We start from the raw sequence: 17,070 nt of genomic DNA, 5'->3' as shown, positions 1-17,070 counted from the left end.
CCTCTCCCTTTGGGAGAGGGTTAGGGTGAGGGGCTTTTGCTTTATGAGCCTTTGTTGCCCTTTTCATGGGATGGGTCATAGACCTTGGTCAGATCCCCACCGAGGCGGAAAGTCTTGAACGGCTGCATGCCGTGCTTCTTCTCGATCACATCCGGCGCACAGGTGTAGAGCGTGCAGAACGGTTCGAGCCAGGCGAATTTCATGTCCTCTTTCAGATCGGTCATGTCCTGCTCTTTGCCGTTCTTCTTCTCGAATTCATCCGGGTCTTTCACCCCCGCCAACACCCGATCACCGAGTCGCTTCAGCGCACCGTTGTTTTCCTGACGCAAATCAACCCCGTTGACCTGGGCGAAACTGGCGATCATCGCCAGCGGCGGCAGGGCGTAGTTGTGATAGGCGAGGGCGCGTTGCTGGCGCTTGAGTTCGTTCGGCAGGAAGCCGTCGGCGTCGACCTGATTGACGCCAACCTTGTATTCCTTCACCGCCCAGTCAAACAGGTCGCGGCGGTTGGTCGCGACCGACGTCGCCATCACCGACCATGCGGCCCAGTACGAGTGGTTGTTGGTTTTTTCCAGCGGCAGATTGTCCCAGTCGCTGACCACCTGATCGGCCATTTTGCTGAACCACGCCTCGATCAACTGCGCTTCCTGCTGATGCTGGGCCAGCGGATGCGAGTCGGAGAACTTCAGGCGAATGTACGAAGAGGCCATGCTGCCCAGCGCCCATTTGCGCATCGACTTGCCGGTGTGGTTGAAGTCTTTCGACATCAACGCATCGGCCTTGGCCCACGCGGTCAGCCAGTTCAGCGTGCAGTCGAGCTGTTCCGGACGACCGTCGCGCATGAACTGCATCACGCGTTTGGCGGTGCCGCGTTCCAGCGTGGTGATGTCTTTGGTGGTGTCGCGAAAGGCCTTTTCCGACTGCACGTTCAGCGTCGCGCGGGCCTTGTCCGAACCTTCATATTTGCTGCGAAATTGCAGCGGCCCGGTGTACGGCGTCGGCATCGCATCGCAGCCTTCGCTTTTGTCACCGGTCTTGAATTTATCCACAGGCGCGAAATAGCCCTGAGGTGGACGCAGTGGCGCGGCGGCCTGCGCGGTGCCGGCGAAGATCGCCAGCCCGAGCAGCGTCGGCGCTAAAAGAGTTTTCAGTTTCGAGTTTCGCATAGCAGACCTCATTGCCCGACCTGAGCGGTTTGTTGCCCAGCGCCCGGGAATACGTTGCGTTTGCAGATTTTCGCTTCGACTTTCTGTGGCGCGGTACCCGCTTCCGGGCCCTGGACTTCGACCGCCAGCAGGTTCTGCGTGGCCCAGTCTTCGTCCGTGCGCAGCTCAAAGGCGAAACGACCGTCGGTGTCGGAGGTTTCCGGTTTCTCGATCTTGATGTCCTCGTGGCGACCGTTCATGTACCAGAGGGTGGCTTGCAGGGTTTTCACCGAAGGGTCGGCGAAGCGGATGTCGACCTGATGGCTGCTGTTCTGCAGGTTCAGGTTCTTGCTGTTGACCAGCAGTTCTTGTTTGCTGCCCGGCTTGAGCGTGGTGCTCGCGGACATTTGCGCGTCTTTGCCTTCGCAGCCGTTGTCGAGAAGAGACATCATCTGGCGATAGATGGTTTCCTGATCGAGGCGGTACAGCGGCGAGAATTCCCAGATGAGAATCTTCGGCGGGGTCTTCTGGAATTCGTCGCTGCCGAGGTACTGCAACATCGAACCTTCCAGGCCACCGCCGGGGAAGGCGACGTTGAGAATGTCAGCGCCGATGGCCTCTTCGAGGAAACCGGCGAAGTTGTAGTTCTTGCCGCTGTGCGAAGTACCGACGAGGGTGATTTGCGGGTTGCCGGAGTCGCCGAACAGATCGCCGTCACCCGCTTCGCCCTTAGGCTCGGTGGTGAACTGGTCCATGTACTGAATCGCGTAACTGGTGCCACAGAGTTGCCCGGCCATGTTGTGCAGGGTACCGGTCTTGCCCATGCGTCCGGAGCGCTTGGTCTCGAATTCACGCTTGGGCACGTCGGCGAAGGCCGGGATCTGCTTGACCTTTTCAGCGACGATTTTCGCCGTGCGCTGCGCACCGTATGGCGTCCAGTGCTGGTCGCCACGGAAGTAGAAATCGTGGGCGGGCAGGGTGTCCGGCAGCGATTCGTTGGTCAGCGGCGACAGGTCCGGCACCACGTAACCCATCTTGGCGAAACGGCCGAGCATGGTCTTGTAGTTGCCCAGCGCTTTCTCGTAATCGAACGCGGCTTTTTCCTGCGGGTTGAGCTTGTTGCGGTTCACCAGGCCACGGGTCGGCTGGTAGACGATCACCAGTTCGACACCTTTGGCTTTGAACGCATCGTGCAGCTGTTGCAGGCGTTTGTAGCCGGCCGGGGTGGTGTTGAATTCGGTGCGCAAATCTTCCTGCGTCCGGAACAGCCAGTCGCCTTGCGCCTGCACCAGGGTGGTGAAGTTCTGCTGATAACGCGTGGTGTAGTTCTTCGCGTCATGCGCCGCCGGGCACAGGTTGCAGCACGGTTCGGCGCTGAACTTTGGCGGCGTCGCGCCAGCTGCGTCATCGGCACGGGCGCCGTTACTGGCCGCGAGAATGCCCACGGTCAGGGCCGACAGGCTGAGTAATTTGATCAAGTGTGGGTGCATAAAATTATCCTCAGTCCTGCATTTCGGTCTGGCGTTCGACAGGGTCGATCAGCACGGCTTTCTGCTGGCGCACCAGCAGGTCGAGAATTTCATCCTGGCGCTCGCCGAGGATGCCGTTGAAGCTGATGCCGCTGGATTTGGTCGGCGCCAGCATCGACACGCGATACAGCTCGACACTCAACGGTGAGTCGATCGACAGCGGTCCGCTGCCGTTGGCCGCCAGTTCACCGCCAACGACGATCAGCGACACCTGCGCATCGAACGGATCGAGCTTGATGTCACGGTCGGTGTCGGTCAGATCTTTGATGTGGCCGTAGACGCCGGTCAGACCGTTGGCCATGGCAACGTTTTCGTAGAGGCGGATGTTCACGCTGTTACGAATGCGAATGCCGTGGCGCTTGTTGCTGATGACCTTGTTGCCCCACAGCAAATTGTCGGCGGACTCGTAGAGGGTGATGCCGTCGGTGTGGTTCTTGTAGATCTCGTTGTAGGCAATGATGTTGTTGACGCTGTTACGGTCGATCACCAGGCCCGAGAGGTGGTTGTCGAAGCTCTTGTTGTTGAAGATGAAGCTGTCGTTGACCTCACGGGAAATAATGATCCCGTGCTTCTTCTTCGTGCCGTGCACGGTGTTCTCGGCAATGATCAGGCCGTGGGAACGGTCGTGCGGGTCGATGCCGTAGACGATGTTGTCTTTGTAGGTGTTGCCCTTGACCACAAAGTCGCGGGTCTCATAGCAGTAGAAGCCGTACCACATGTCGGAGAACTCGGAGCCGACAATCCAGCCAGTCGGTTCAGGACGCTTGAGGACCTTGGCCATGTTCGGCGTGTACTGGGAAATACTCACCCCGTACGATTTACTGTTGGCATAGCCGAAACTGGCCATCTTGCTGTTGACGATGTAGGTCTCGGTGCCACCCCAGGCGAGCAGGAACGGACGGAATTCCTTCGGCGAACGGAAGGTTGCCGGGCCGTTTTCCTTTTCGCGCCAGCCGGTGACTTTGGTGTCACGCACGAACAGTTGGCCGTCGTTGACCATGAACGCACCGGCCTCTTGCGACAGGCGCAGTTCCTGGGTCTGGCCGTCGATTTCGAGGATGCCTTTACGGCCCACAACGATCGGCAGCTTCGACAGGTAGACGCCCGGCGCGGTCTCGCTGAAGTACTGCTTGGGCAGTTTCTTGGCCAAGTCCTTGAGGTTCATGTAACCGTCGTCGACGAAGATCGCCTGTGGGATACCGTGCTGACGCACCACCCATTCGGCCATCTTGTTGTCGCCGCCGATGAAGTCCTTCAGCGCGTCTTCCTGCATCATCCGGCGCACGCTGATCTTGCCCGGTTTGCTGCGGTTGATTTTCGCCGCAGCGGCTTCGGCGGTGTAGCCGGAAATGTCCGGCAGTTTCGGCGCGGCCAGATTCAGCGCCTCGGTGGGTGCGCTGCTGACGGTATACGTCTTGGCCTGTTGCAGCTCCTTGGCCGTGGTCGCAGGCTTGGCCGGCTCCACATTGGCGAAGGCGCCAGCGCTGGCCAGCAGCATCGCGCCGGCCAGCAGGCTGAGTGAGCCTATCCTGGTGCTGATCATGTCGGGCACTCCCTTGGCGGTTTGCATCAGAAGCGCCAGATCACGTCGATGAACGCGCGGTGCATGTACGAATCAACCTGCTTGCCGTAGGCATCGCCCGGTTTGAACACACCGCCACGGAAACGCACGAGGGCCGAAGGCTCGTCGATCGACTGGCTCAACGCCGCCGGCAACAGGCCTTGCTTGAAGTACTTGGTGACGACCAGATCCATCTCCTGACCGAGGTCCTTGTTGCCGTCTTCAAGCGGCAGCGAGGTGCTGGAAAGGATCGCGCCGGTGGCGTCGTCGGTGTTGTTTTCCACCGCGTTGATACCGTTGCTGCCGACTGGCTTGTTGCCGTCGACACGCCAGAACTTGTGGTAGATCAGGCTGGCGTCGTACTCGTCGTTGACCATCCACGAACCGAACAGCGTTGCGGTCTGCATGTTGTTCATTTCGCCACGGAACGCTTCGCCGAAACGGTGCACCCGCGAGCGCGTACCGGTGTAGTTGGAGCGGTTGCTCTCCAGACCGTTTTGCTCGTAATCGGCGCTGGCGCGGGCATAGGCGCCGCCGACTTGCCATTGCGGATCGAGGCGCAGACGCACACCGATGTCAGTAGCCCAGCCGTTGACGTCATCGCTGCGCTTGGCTTGCGCCGGGCGCGAACCATCGGCGTTCAGCGCGTTGACCGTGTCGCGGTCGCCGCTCATGCCGGTGATGCTGCCCCAGTAGTTGACGGTGTTGGTGTTGCGCCAGTTGTAGGCGTCGCTGTCGGCAGTCAGGCCGATCCAGCTGATGTCACCGTTCTCGGTCTTGTCCAGCGAGTCGCGCGGAACACCGGGTTCGGCGTAATCGAGTTTGCCGTCATCGTGGGTGTGGTGACCACGAATGCCGACCCATTGCCCCGGTGTCCACTGGTAAGCGGCATCGGCGTAGGCGTGCAGGCGATCCTTGTCTTTCGGCGCCAGCTCTTTGAGGTCGGTGCGGTATTCGCTGAAGCGTTCGGCGACACCGGCGTTGGCGCGCAACAGGGTGGTGTCGAAGGTCCAGTTCAACGCTTCGATGTTGGTGTCGCGCCATTGGCCGTCGTCATTGCGCAGGCGCTGGCGACCGAACTTGAGCATCTCGCCTGGGTACGGGGTAAGGCCGCTGTAGCCGACCCAGAACTCGCGCATCGCCAGGTAGTTTTTCTTGGTTTTGCGATCACTGTTGTCGGTGGCTTGTTCACCGTCGGATTGTTGCAGGGTGTCGGTTTCGATGATGTCGGTCGAGGTCACGGCCTGGCCCATGGCGTAGGCGCTCCACGCGCCGCTTTCGCCGTAGATCCACGGACGCAGGTCGAGGCCGACGCCGTTGACGTCGCCGCCGCTGGCGGTGCCAAGATCACGGTCGTCTTCGGACTGGCCGGTGACTTTCACTTCGAGGCCGAAGTTCTTGGTTTCAGTCATCGCGGCCAGTGTCGGGCAAGACCAGATCAGCGCGAAAGTGAGGCCAATACCGGCCTTCACGAATGGATTCAACTTCATAATTTTTCCTCGCCGTCTTCTTCTTGCAGGGCGTGCAGTTGCAGCGTGTTCGGGTTCAGAGCGCCACGGCTGGCTTGCTCCTGTTGCAGCAGACGCTGCGCTTCGGCGAGACGCTCGGGCGGCAGTTGCGCGGCGAGGGTGGTCGCCAGCTCATCGGCTTGCGGGGTGTTTTGCGCCTTGGCCAATTGGCTGAACACGTAGGCGTTGAGCGGGTCGGGTTTGGTGCCCTTGCCTTGGGAAAACAGTTGCGCGATGGCGAAGTCGGCGCTGTTCTGGCCGTTGCGCGCAGCGGTCAGCAGATGGTCGAGGGCCTTCTGCGGATAGACCTTGCCGAGGTAGCCACGGCGATAGATCTGGCCGAGGTAGTAGTCGGCGGCGACTTCACGGCCGACGGCTTTCTGGAAATGTTCTTCAGCGACTTTGGCGTCGGCCGGGACCATTTTCCCTTCGTAGTAGAGCTTGCCCAGCAACAGTTCGGCGCGCGGCTGGTCGGCGGCGCGGCCGTTGTCGAGGTACTTCATCATCTGGTCGACGTCACCCAGTTCCGGGTAGTCGTAGAGCAATTGCGCGAGAGTCACCCACGACGCCGGGTAGCCCGGAGCGATTGGTTCAAGCAGCGACTGCGCGGTTTTTTCGTCAGGCTTGCCCAGGGTCGAATCGGCCAGTACACGGGCCACGGAATCAACGCGTTGCGCAGTGACGGTGCCACGGGCGTAACCGGCCTGCATTTGTTTGATCAGCTCGGCCTGTTGCTCTGGCTGCGCGCGTTTCTGGTACACGGTCGCCAGTTCGACGTAGCAAATGTCGGTGGTGTTGAGCGCGGCTTTGCAGATCTTTTCCACGTCATCCAGGTGCTGGTCGTAAGTGCCCTGAGTGCGATACAGCAGCACCTGCGCCAGACCTGCTTCCGGGTAACCGGATTTGCGCCACTGATCGATCTGCTGCTGCGCGTTGATGTTGGGGAAGCTGTGCGGGTATTGCAGGTAGAGCATCGCCAGCGGGATCAACGTGTTGCCTTCGCCATTGGCGGCGGCTTTTTTCAGCAGGCTTTCGGCTTCCTGATGCTCGGCTTCGGTGGAACCCGGTTTGGCCACCAGCAGACGGCCAAGACGTGCCTGCGCACGCGGCGAAACACTGGCGGCAGCGCGATAAGTCGCTTCGGCCTGTTTCATTTGTGCAGGGTCGCGGCTGTCGACCTGGATATCCGCGAGGCCGACTTGCGCTTCGCTGTAACCCAGATCGGCCAGTTGCTGATAGTTCTGCGCGGCGGTGGCGGTGTCGCCACGCTTCAGCGCTTCGTTGGCCAGACGCTGATCGGGCAGGCCGGCGCAACCGGCCAGACTCACCGCCAATGCCAAGGCACACACGGTCCCCATGTAGGAGTGAGCCTGCTCGCGATTCAGGCAACTCGGTACATCAGACAAACCGCGGCGCTCCCATCGCGAGCAGGCTCGCTCCCACAGGGTTGGCGGTGTGTTGAAGATAGGAGTAGTCACAGGCATGTCCTCGACTTAAAGACCGGCAGCCATGGCTTTGTCGATCAGCCAGTTCAGGTTCGGGCCACGGTCGCTGTTCACTTCCACCGGACGGCCGGCGAGGCTGCTGTCGAGCGGCTCGTCAGGCTGGATCTGCACGCGGATGTCGGAGGACAGGTCGGCGCTTTTCAGGCTGGTGCTGCTGACGATCTTGCCGGTGCGGGTCTTGTCTTCGCCGGCGATCTGGAAGCTCACCGGGGTGCCCGGACGCACGTCGCCGAACTGGCGATAAGAGAAGCGCGCATCGACGGTGGCCTGGGTGTTGCGCGGCACCAATTGGAAGATCACATCACCTTTGCTTGCGTACTGACCGTCCGCCACCAGTTGCTGGGCCACGGTGCAATCGCACGGCGAAGTCAGGGTGCCGGTCATTTGCTTGCCGAACAGTTCTTCAACCTTGGCCGGGGACAGTTGATCTTCTTCCAGATGGCCCTTGAGCACATCGAGCATGCTGGTGCTGAAGGTCGCCAGTGGCGCGCCTTTGGCCGCGACGCCATCGGACTTGACCAGGCTCTGCACGGTGCCGTCGCGCGGCATGGTGATGTTCATCCCCGGTACGCTGACCAGACCGGCCTGCGCGTGGCTGACGAAGTACATGCCGTATACCGATTTGAAAATGAGCCCCGCCGCGACCAGACCGACCGCGAAGATACCGGCGCTGAAGGTCACTGCTTTCAGGCGCCCGAACGGGGTCATGCCGGAGCCGCCGTCCTTGACCTTGCGCGCTTTGGTGAAGTTGTCGCGCTGCAGGGTTGCCAGTACTTCGCCGATGCTGACGATGTCGCCGGCCAGGTGCGAAGTGATCAAGTGGCGCAGGGTGGAAATGTCCTGCGGCTCAAGGTTCTGGAACTGGCAGCCGGCACGGCCGGTCTGGCGGTCGAAGGAACGCACTTGCAGTTCAACGTCCATGGCGATGCCGAGGTTGTCGATGACGAATTGCAGACGCGCCTTGTACACCTGGCCAATGGTCAACTGAAGTTGCCCGGCGTTGAACGCCAGACCACCGGCAGACAGGTCGATGACCCGCGCTTCGACCGGCGTCCGGTCTGGACCGAAGAAGCGCAGCTTGGCCGGGATTTTCACGCGGGCGTGTTGGCGCTGGGCTTCGGATTCATGCACTACGTTGGCGTTGACGGCGGTATTCATAGGGGCGATTTCCTTGTTAATTCAATAGGGGCGGGTCAGACCATCATCAGCAGCACGGCGACAAAAATGCTGCCGGCGGAGAAGGTCATGGTCCGAGACGACCAGGTGTTGAACCAACGTTGAAAGCTGGCGAGATCACGGGTCAGGGATGTGGGTTGGCGAGTCCAGGATTGTTGGTCGAGGCGGAAGAACACGTAGATCTTCACCAGCGCACCGACGATCTGGTTGTAATACAGAATCGCTGGGTAAGCCGGGCCGATGCGGTGACCGGAGCACGACAGCAGCAATGTCAGGATCAGGCGGGTGATGCCGATCCACAGCAGGTAAACCAGGATGAACGCGGTGCCGTATTTGAAGCTGGCGATGATCGCCACGGTCAGGCCGAGCAAGGAGGTCCACATCGATACGCGTTGATCGAACAGCACCACCGAGGTGAAGGCGCCGAGGCGTTTCACACCCAGGCCCAGCGCTCGCGAGTTCTGCCGCAGGTTGTTGCCGTACCAGCGGAACATCAGTTTGCGGCTGGCCTTGATAAAGCTTTTTTCCGGCGGGTGTTCCACGGTGTTGATCGCCGCGTCAGGCACGTAAAAGGTGTCGTAACCGAGGCGCATCAGGCTGAACCAGCTCGACTTGTCGTCGCCGGTCAAAAACTTGAAGCGGCCCAGACGCCAGTGTTGCAGCGAGTCGCTTTCAACGTCGGCGATGAATTCCGGGTTGGTCACCACGGTGGCGCGGAACACCGACATACGACCGGTCATGGTCAGTACGCGCTTGGACAGGGCCATCGAGCACATGTTGATGTGGCGCTGGGCGAAACGCAGCTTGTGCCATTCGCTCATGATGTAGCCGCCGCGCACTTCGCAGAATTCGTTGGTGGTCAGGCCGCCGACGTTGCCGAACAGCTGGAACCACGGCACGGTCTTGCGCACGGTGCCTTCGCCGAGCACGGTGTCGCCATCGATCACCGCGACGACTGCACGGTCGTCCGGCAGGTGACGGGAGATCGCGCGGAAACCGTAGGCCAGGCCATCACGTTTGCCGGTGCCGGGAATGCGCACGAAGTCGAGCTTGACGCGATCTGGCGGATTCATCCGCGCCCACAGTGCCTTGACCAGCAGCTCATCGGACATTTCGACGATCGAGCAGACCACGGTGGTCGGCAGTTCGCAATCGATGGCTTCACGGATCACCGAGCTGTAGACCTGCGCCGTGGTCAGCGCGTCGATACGGAAACTGGTGACCATCAGGAACACATGCGACGGGTCCGCCGCCTTACCCAGCTTGCGCACTTTGCGGCGCAGGTGCGGGTAAACGATGTAGAGAAAAATCATGCCGCGCACAAAGTGCGTTGCACCCATCGAGTAGCGCCAGATACCCACGGCGCCAATCAGGAAAATGAAGTCCTTCGACTCGGAGTCGAATGTGGACGTGGGCAGCATCAAGGCCAGGCCCATCAACAAACTTAGGTAAAACAGCCAACCGGCGGCCTGAAGTAGGCCGTGCTTTAGCCTGTGCATAATCTGCATCCGTCTCTATCTCGGGCCGGGCCCGATGGGGTTAAGGCAGGCTTACAAAAACTTGCAAGGACATGTAGGAGCTGCCGAAGGCTGCGATCTTTTGATCTTTCGCTTGGGATTTTGGTGTTCCCGAAAAGATCGCAGCCTCGTTTCACTCGACAGCTCCTACAGGGCTGCTTTACCAGCAGATACCTTCGGTGCGAGTACCGGCGTCGGTGGCTTTGGCCATGAAGCCGACCAGGTCGATGACCTGTTTGCCGTGCGGCGCTTGTTGGGCCAGCGCGCGGAATTTCTCGTCGCGGTTGCCGAGGATGATCACGTCGGAGTTGTCGATCACCGAATCGAAGTCCGCGTTGAGCAGGGACGATACGTGCGGGATTTTCGACTCGATGTAGTCCTTGTTCGCGCCGTGAACACGGGCGTACTCGACGTTGCTGTCGTAGATGCTCAGGTCGTAACCCTTGCCGATCAGCATCTCGGCCAGTTCTACCAGCGGGCTTTCGCGCAGGTCGTCGGTGCCGGCCTTGAAGCTCAGGCCGAGCAGGGCGACTTTGCGTTTGTCGTGGCTTTCAACAATGTCGAAGGCGTTCTGCACTTGCGATTCGTTGCTGCGCATCAGCGAGTTGAGCAGCGGCGCTTCGACGTCCAGGGAACCGGCGCGGTAGGTCAGGGCGCGCACGTCTTTCGGCAGGCACGAGCCGCCGAAGGCGAAGCCCGGGCGCATGTAGTACTGGGACAGGTTGAGGGTCTTGTCCTGGCAGACCACTTCCATCACTTCACGGCCATCAACGCCGACCGCTTTGGCGATGTTGCCGATCTCGTTGGCGAAGGTCACTTTGGTCGCGTGCCAGACGTTGCAGGTGTACTTGATCATCTCGGCGACAGCGATGTCCTTGCGGATGATCGGTGCGTCGAGTTCTTCGTACAGCGATTGCAGAACGTCGCCCGAAGCCTTGTCGAACTCGCCGATGACGGTCATCGGTGGCAGGTCGTAGTCGGCGATGGCGGTGGATTCGCGCAGGAACTCAGGGTTGACCGCAACGCCGAAGTCGACGCCGGCCTTCTTGCCCGAGCAGTCTTCGAGAATCGGGATCACCACGTTGGCAACAGTGCCCGGCAGTACGGTGCTGCGTACGACGATGGTATGGCGGGTGGTCTTTTCACGCAGAACAAAACCGATCTCGCGGCATACCGCTTCGATGTAGTTCAGTTCGAGGTCGCCGTTCTTTTTGCTCGGCGTGCCAACGCAGATCATCGACAGGTCAGTGTCACGAATCGCTTCGGCGAAGTTGGTCGTGCCACGCAGACGACCGGTCTGGATACCCTGTTGCAGAAGTTCGCCCAGGCCCGGTTCAACAATGGGGGATTTGCCAGCGTTGATCATGTCGATCTTGTCTTTGGCAACATCGACGCCAACCACGTCATGGCCCCGTGCAGACAGGCAACCGGCACATACTGCGCCAACGTAACCCAAACCAAATATGCTGATGCGCATCGCAATTACCTCTGTATATATCAGGCCTTAGAAGGCCGGAGTTAATGGTGTTCAGCGTTCATTAGTGCACTCGAAAGTGCGGCTTACAGGCGCCACAATGCCGTGTGCAGGCATACTAAGTTTCGAGTGTCTAAATAAGTGCACTCAAGATGTGCGCAACCAGGCCTTGTTGTTATGACTTGCCCTGTTATGCAGCCGATCTTCCTTGTGGAAGACTCTTGTGCAATCGTCTTGCGCGCTCGATGGCAGGATGAAAGTCCCGTAAATCAAGCGGTTTGGTGCTCAGGCGAGCACGTTTATAGGGGCGCGGCCATGGCCTTTGTAGGGGATATTAATGGTGCGTATCTCCTGTCCATCGTTCCGTAATCAGACTAGTTAGTCATTCGGGCAAGTTGCTGTGACAACTTGGTTACATGGCTTTCTGCTCTGCGTAAGTTATCTCGTACAAACTCGGCGAGAATCGTTACCGGTGGTATGAGCTATGCATTCGGACGAAGTTCCTGTCCGCTCATCGCGAAATCTGAAATTTCTTGAAATATTGTCAGAGATGGCACTAATCTCAATTTGATAGCACTTTCGTTTCCGACCTTTATTAACAGGCGAATAATCACGTTAGATAGTTTTGTGCCACTACGGTGAAAAAATTTAGGTGCCACTACTGAAAAAAATGATCAGTGTCGAGTGAAACTAATCTTAGAAAAGACAGGGAGGTATTTCTGGCGCCATTAAAATGGCGAAAACAGGCGGGGGATTTTTGACATCGTGCGAGCTGCACGACTCTTTATAGAAAGAGTCGTGCATTGGGCATGCTTTATTCAGGTGCGTGGTCGCGCAAAAACACCAGATTGTCGGGTTTCGACTGTTCAGCGCTGTAGCGATAACCCTGTACATCGAATTGCTTGAGCAGCGCTGGATCGTTGATTTTTTCCTGGATCACGAAACGGCTCATCAGGCCGCGAGCCTTCTTCGCGTAGAAGCTGATGATCTTGTACTGGCCGTTCTTCTGATCCTTGAACTCGGTGTTGATGATCCGCGCGTTCAACGCTGTGCGTTTGACCGCCGAGAAGTATTCGTTTGAGGCGAGGTTGAGCAGAATGTCGTCGCCCTGATCGGCCAGCGCTTCGTTCAGCCATTCGCTGATGCGCGTGCCCCAGAAGGCATAAAGGTCTTTGCCACGGGCGTTGGCCAGTTTGGTGCCCATTTCCAAGCGATACGGTTGCATCAAGTCCAGCGGACGCAGCAGGCCGTAGAGGCCGGAGAGCATGCGCAGGTGTTTTTGCGCGTAATCGAAATTGGCTTCGCTGAAGGATTGCGCGTCGAGACCGGTGTAGACGTCACCCTTGAAGGCGAGCAGTGCCTGCTTGGCATTCTCTGGGGTGAACGCGGGCGTCCAGCTGCCGAAACGCGCGGCGTTGAGCCCGCCGATCTTGTCCGATACGTGCATCAGTTCGCTGATCTGCGCCGGGGTCAGGTCGCGCAGTTGCTGGATCAGTTCCTGGGAATGGTCGAGGTATTGCGGCTGAGTGAAGCGCTGGGTCGCCGGCGGTGTTTCGTAATCGAGGGTCTTGGCGGGGGAAATCACCATCAGCATGAAGTCGTCTCCTTTAATCGTGGGGGCGATTCTAGGGGGTTGTCCGAGTTGACTCCAGCTATGAGCGTGATAGGTGATCGACGGCTTGGCGCATTCCCTGTAGGAGTGAGCCTGCTCGCGATAGCGGTCTGACATTCAACAGGGTGGTGACTGATCTATTGCTATCGCGAGCAGGCTCACTCCTACAGGGATCAGCGTCGTGGCTTATCAGCTATAGTGCCGCGCGGGTTTTGTTATGGAGACATCCCTTTTGCGCATTGTTCTTTTATTCACCGCATGGCTGTTGAGCTTCGGTGCCGTTGCGGCGCCGGGCGATGTGGCGACGCTGGATCGCAGCACCTGGCCGGAACAACTGACCAGTCCGACCTTGTTCGACGTCGCGTCCCGGGCAGAAATCCTCATGTTCGCCCGTGGCCTGCTCGGCACCGAATCGATTGACGAAGCTGCTTTGGCTCAGCGTCTGGGCCTGCGCACGATCAATATCGACGCGGTCAACAGCCTGCGCCAGCACCTCTGGCAGCGGCTGTTGACCAACTACAACTACGCCCAGCAAAGCTGCGACCAGGATGCCTCGTTCTGCTTCCTCGTCGAAGACCTGCCGACCCTGCGCGAGCAGGCCGCGAAGTTCGTGGTCAGCGACGACAGTTATTACACCAAGTGGGCCGAGCCGAGCCGGATCTTCCATTTGCAGTATCTGGACGAATTGATGCGCAAGGCGGCCTTGTCACCGCAGACCAGCAACGAATTCGATCGTTTCGGCGACTACGAGCGCAATGGCGACGAGATGCACGACCGGCTGTTTCTGCTGACCTTCGACAGCGCCGCCAACCTGCAGCCGGACAACACCGACTGGCTCACCGAGTACCTGCGCAAATCGAACCTCAGTGGCACGTTCTTCGTGTTGGGCAAGGATATCCAGGCGCGGTTGGCCGATCGCTCGGTCACCAGCCTGCAAGCGAGCTTCTCGAAACAATGCGTCGGTGTGCAGGGTTGGGAGTTCCGCTCCCACAGTCACTGGCAGGACTGGCAGGATTCAGTGCGCCGCAGCGCCGATCTGGTGAAGACCAAACTGCCGGAAAACTACGTGCCGCTGTTCCGTCCGCCGGAGGGCCAGCGCCGCAGTGATGCACAAGGCTTCTTCAATAGCCAAGGGCTGCAAGTGGCACTGTGGGACATCGATGCCCAGGACGGTGCCGGCAAACTCAAAGGCGCGGCGAGTGCACAGCGAGTGCTGACCCTGATGCTGCTGTGGCGTCACGGGGTGATCAATTTCAACATGAAACAAGACGCGGTGAAGACCTCGTTGCCGTGGCTGATCACGCAAACCGCGCAGAGCGGCATTGGCTGGGAAGACTGTCAGGACGCGTTTCGCTGAGAAACGGCAAAAGCCCGGAAACATTGGGCGTAGGGCGATTTTTTCAGAGGATTTGATGCAGGCGGACTTCCGACTCTAACGGTGTCGACGGAGTCCGCCAAGGGCTTTTCGTCACTTTGCAAAATAAACTTAAAAAAACCGTCAAAGTACTTTTTTATGTCATCGGTTTTGGAGTATTACGAAGACAGACCGCCGAAACCTGCAACACAGGTGGCGTCTTCCAAGACCCGTTTGTTTGCAGTCACTTGAATCTCCGCAGGTGAGATTTCGGCAGTCACTTCGAGGCGCAGCACCGCTCAGGTATTGCGTCTACTGGCTCTGACATAGGTGACCGAGTATGGATGATCACGGACGTAGCCCTTCCTCCAACCAGCCAATCCTGTATGTACTCGATACCAACGTATTGATTCACGATCCAAACGCCCTGCTGAATTTCGAAGAACACCACGTTGCGATCCCGATGACCGTGCTTGAAGAGCTGGACAAGCTCAAGAGCGGGCATCACAGCGTGGCCGCCGAATGCCGTCAGGCCATCCGGCTGATCGACAAGACCCTGGGTGATGCTTCCCCGGAAGACGTCGAACTGGGTGTACCGATCCAGCGCGGCAAGGGCGGGCCGAAGGGCTTGCTGTCAATTCTGATGAGCAAGCAGGCTGAATCGAACCTGATTCTGCCCGAGCACCTGAACGACAACAAAATCATCAACCAACTGATCGACCTGCACACCCGCGAGCCGAAAAAACCGGTGGTGCTGGTCACCAAAGACATCAACATGCGCCTCAAGGCGCGCGCCTGCGGTATCGCCTCCGAGGACTACAGCACCGACCAACTGGTCGACGACGTATCCCTGCTGCCCAACGGTTACCACAACATGACCGGCTCCTTCTGGGACCGCGTGAGCAAGGTTGAAACCCGTCAGGATCACGGCCGCACCTGGCACCAGGTGCAATTGATCGACAATTTGCCGGCGGTACACATCAATGAGTTCATCATTGATGAGCAGGGCTTCGTCGGCTGGATCAAGGAGATTGAAGAAGACCGCTTGCTGATTCTCGACCTGCACCAGGAACCGCTGCTGCACCAGGAAGCGTGGGGCCTTAAACCGCGCGACATTTATCAAAGTCTGGCGCTGTACGCGCTGCTCGATCCGGACATTCATCTGGTCAACCTGTCAGGTGCCGCAGGCTCCGGTAAAACCATTCTGGCACTGGCTGCTGCGATTGAGCAGACCATGGTCAGCAAGCGTTATCGCCGCATCATCGCGACCCGCAGCGTGCAGGGCCTGGACCAGGAAATCGGCTTCCTGCCCGGCACCGAAGCGGAAAAAATGGAGCCTTGGCTGGGCGCCATCACCGACAACCTCGAAGCCTTGCACATGGATGACGAAAATACCCATGGCAGCGTCGATTACATCCTCAGCAAAGTGCCGTTGCAGTTCAAATCGCTCAACTACATTCGTGGTCGCAGCTTCCAGCAGAGCCTGATCCTGATCGACGAATGCCAGAACCTCACGCCGCACCAGATGAAAACCATCATCACCCGTGCCGGCGCCGGTTCCAAAGTGGTGTGCCTGGGCAACCTCGCACAGATCGACACCCCTTACCTGTCCGCGACCAGCTCCGGGCTGACCTACCTGACCGAACGCTTCAAGGATTTCCCCAACGGTGTGCACATCACCCTGCAAGGGGTGCCTCGCTCGATCTTGGCTGAATACGCCGAAACCCATTTGTAACCCTTCACCCAAAACCGGGCGGCCCAACAGCCGCCCGGTTTTTTATGCCTGAACACAAAACCATTGTAGGAGTGAGCCTGCTCGCGATAGCGGTGTGACATTCAACATGAGTGTTGGCTGACACACCGCTATCGCGAGCAGGCTCACTCCTACAGGGGATTTGCGGGGTGACGGTAATCTCACTCGCAGAAATTTGACCCGCAGGTTTACAATCCCCGCTCCTGATCAGGAGTAATCCCGTGCTGACTCATCTCGATTCCCAAGGTCGCGCCAACATGGTCGACGTCACCGAAAAAGCCGTGACGTTCCGTGAAGCGACGGCCCAAGCGCTGGTGCGCATGCTCCCCGAAACCCTGCAGATGATCGTCAGCGGCGGCCATCCCAAGGGTGACGTGTTCGCCGTGGCGCGCATTGCCGGCATTCAAGCGGCGAAGAAAACCAGCGATCTGATTCCTCTGTGCCACCCGCTGCTGCTCACTGGCGTCAAAGTCGAACTCAGCGCCGAAGGTGAAGACGCGGTGCGCATCGTCGCCCGCTGCAAGCTGTCCGGGCAGACCGGCGTCGAGATGGAAGCGCTGACCGCCGCCAGCGTCGCCGCCCTGACCATCTACGACATGTGCAAAGCCGTGGATCGCGGCATGACCATCGAAAGCGTGCGTCTGCTGGAAAAGGTCGGCGGCAAGAGCGGGCACTTTCAAGCGGAGCAGCCATGAACCTGACCGTGAAGTTTTTTGCCCGTTACCGTGAAGCGCTGGGCGTCGATTCGGTGAACGTTGAAGGCGATTTCGCCACCGTTGAAGACGTGCGCGCATTGCTGGCGAAACGTGATGGCGCTGAAGTACTGAGCGAGCAGAACCTGATGTGCGCGCGCAACGAAGACCTCTGCCAGCTCGACGAGCCGGTGGTCGATGGCGACGAAGTGGCGTTCTTCCCTACCGTGACCGGAGGCTGAGC

Annotated in this window: 13 protein-coding genes; 4 read left to right on the top strand and 9 right to left on the bottom strand. The window is 59.1% G+C overall.

The genetic code is table 11. The features are described 5' to 3' along the window. Nucleotides 1–41: 41 nt before the first annotated feature. The 9 genes from AK821_RS29115 to yaaA all read right to left on the bottom strand — a co-directional run bounded on the left by AK821_RS29115 (nt 42) and on the right by yaaA (nt 13,009). Nucleotides 42–1,166, bottom strand: coding sequence for a mannuronate-specific alginate lyase (locus tag AK821_RS29115; RefSeq protein WP_064393309.1), 1,125 nt, complete (start codon nt 1,164–1,166; stop codon nt 42–44). An 8-nt stretch (nt 1,167–1,174) separates the two neighbouring features. Continuing rightward, entirely contained in the window at nt 1,175–2,635 is a 1,461-nt protein-coding gene (locus AK821_RS29110) for an alginate O-acetyltransferase (protein WP_064393308.1), read from the bottom strand. Between the two features lie 10 nt (nt 2,636–2,645). Beyond that, nucleotides 2,646–4,217, bottom strand: a complete 1,572-nt coding sequence (gene algG / locus AK821_RS29105; protein WP_064393330.1) for a mannuronan 5-epimerase AlgG — start codon at nt 4,215–4,217, stop codon at nt 2,646–2,648. A 26-nt stretch (nt 4,218–4,243) separates the two neighbouring features. Next, nucleotides 4,244–5,725, bottom strand: coding sequence for an alginate export family protein (locus tag AK821_RS29100; RefSeq protein WP_064393307.1), 1,482 nt, complete (start codon nt 5,723–5,725; stop codon nt 4,244–4,246). Then, complete coding sequence (gene algK, locus AK821_RS29095; RefSeq protein ID WP_305889162.1) at nt 5,722–7,227, bottom strand: alginate biosynthesis TPR repeat lipoprotein AlgK; 1,506 nt, start codon at nt 7,225–7,227, stop codon at nt 5,722–5,724. The genes AK821_RS29100 and algK overlap by 4 nt, the downstream gene beginning before the upstream one ends. Before the next feature lie 9 nt (nt 7,228–7,236). After that, complete coding sequence (locus tag AK821_RS29090) at nt 7,237–8,406, bottom strand: alginate biosynthesis protein Alg44 (protein WP_064393305.1); 1,170 nt, start codon at nt 8,404–8,406, stop codon at nt 7,237–7,239. Between the two features lie 35 nt (nt 8,407–8,441). Next, nucleotides 8,442–9,923, bottom strand: coding sequence for a mannuronan synthase (alg8, locus tag AK821_RS29085; RefSeq protein WP_301303247.1), 1,482 nt, complete (start codon nt 9,921–9,923; stop codon nt 8,442–8,444). Between the two features lie 178 nt (nt 9,924–10,101). Then, entirely contained in the window at nt 10,102–11,418 is a 1,317-nt protein-coding gene (locus AK821_RS29080; RefSeq protein ID WP_008087506.1) for a nucleotide sugar dehydrogenase, read from the bottom strand. 811 nt (nt 11,419–12,229) lie between these two features. Then, on the bottom strand, nt 12,230–13,009 hold the full coding sequence (gene yaaA / locus AK821_RS29075) for a peroxide stress protein YaaA (protein WP_064393303.1): 780 nt from the start codon (nt 13,007–13,009) through the stop codon (nt 12,230–12,232). A gap of 250 nt (nt 13,010–13,259) precedes the next feature. On the opposite strand from yaaA, the gene AK821_RS29070 reads away from it, so the two are divergent. The 4 genes from AK821_RS29070 (at nt 13,260) to moaD (ending at nt 17,068) form a co-directional block, all read left to right on the top strand. Continuing rightward, on the top strand, nt 13,260–14,384 hold the full coding sequence (locus AK821_RS29070; RefSeq protein WP_064393302.1) for a polysaccharide deacetylase family protein: 1,125 nt from the start codon (nt 13,260–13,262) through the stop codon (nt 14,382–14,384). A 337-nt stretch (nt 14,385–14,721) separates the two neighbouring features. Continuing rightward, nucleotides 14,722–16,116 (top strand): PhoH family protein, encoded by a 1,395-nt coding sequence (locus tag AK821_RS29065; protein WP_008080207.1) that lies wholly within the window; start codon nt 14,722–14,724, stop codon nt 16,114–16,116. A 239-nt stretch (nt 16,117–16,355) separates the two neighbouring features. Next, complete coding sequence (gene moaC / locus AK821_RS29060) at nt 16,356–16,829, top strand: cyclic pyranopterin monophosphate synthase MoaC (protein WP_064393301.1); 474 nt, start codon at nt 16,356–16,358, stop codon at nt 16,827–16,829. Further along, a complete protein-coding gene (gene moaD / locus AK821_RS29055; RefSeq protein ID WP_064393300.1) occupies nt 16,826–17,068 on the top strand; it encodes a molybdopterin converting factor subunit 1 in 243 nt (80 codons plus the stop codon). The genes moaC and moaD overlap by 4 nt, the downstream gene beginning before the upstream one ends. The last annotated feature ends 2 nt before the right edge of the window (nt 17,069–17,070 follow it).

The organism is Pseudomonas sp. RIT-PI-r (genome assembly GCF_001297015.1).
Taxonomy (GTDB): Bacteria; Pseudomonadota; Gammaproteobacteria; order Pseudomonadales; family Pseudomonadaceae; genus Aquipseudomonas.
This window is presented reverse-complemented; position numbering and strand designations above follow the sequence as displayed.

What these genes read in the sequence shown, in the direction of transcription:
- AK821_RS29115 (WP_064393309.1), bottom strand. Translation starts at nt 1,166, where the DNA reads ATGCGAAACTCGAAACTGAAAACTCTTTTAGCGCCGACGCTGCTCGGG.
- AK821_RS29110 (WP_064393308.1), bottom strand. Translation starts at nt 2,635, where the DNA reads ATGCACCCACACTTGATCAAATTACTCAGCCTGTCGGCCCTGACCGTG.
- algG (WP_064393330.1), bottom strand. Translation starts at nt 4,217, where the DNA reads ATGATCAGCACCAGGATAGGCTCACTCAGCCTGCTGGCCGGCGCGATG.
- AK821_RS29100 (WP_064393307.1), bottom strand. Translation starts at nt 5,725, where the DNA reads ATGAAGTTGAATCCATTCGTGAAGGCCGGTATTGGCCTCACTTTCGCG.
- algK (WP_305889162.1), bottom strand. Translation starts at nt 7,227, where the DNA reads ATGCCTGTGACTACTCCTATCTTCAACACACCGCCAACCCTGTGGGAG.
- AK821_RS29090 (WP_064393305.1), bottom strand. Translation starts at nt 8,406, where the DNA reads ATGAATACCGCCGTCAACGCCAACGTAGTGCATGAATCCGAAGCCCAG.
- alg8 (WP_301303247.1), bottom strand. Translation starts at nt 9,923, where the DNA reads ATGCACAGGCTAAAGCACGGCCTACTTCAGGCCGCCGGTTGGCTGTTT.
- AK821_RS29080 (WP_008087506.1), bottom strand. Translation starts at nt 11,418, where the DNA reads ATGCGCATCAGCATATTTGGTTTGGGTTACGTTGGCGCAGTATGTGCC.
- yaaA (WP_064393303.1), bottom strand. Translation starts at nt 13,009, where the DNA reads ATGCTGATGGTGATTTCCCCCGCCAAGACCCTCGATTACGAAACACCG.
- AK821_RS29065 (WP_008080207.1), top strand. Translation starts at nt 14,722, where the DNA reads ATGGATGATCACGGACGTAGCCCTTCCTCCAACCAGCCAATCCTGTAT.
- moaD (WP_064393300.1), top strand. Translation starts at nt 16,826, where the DNA reads ATGAACCTGACCGTGAAGTTTTTTGCCCGTTACCGTGAAGCGCTGGGC.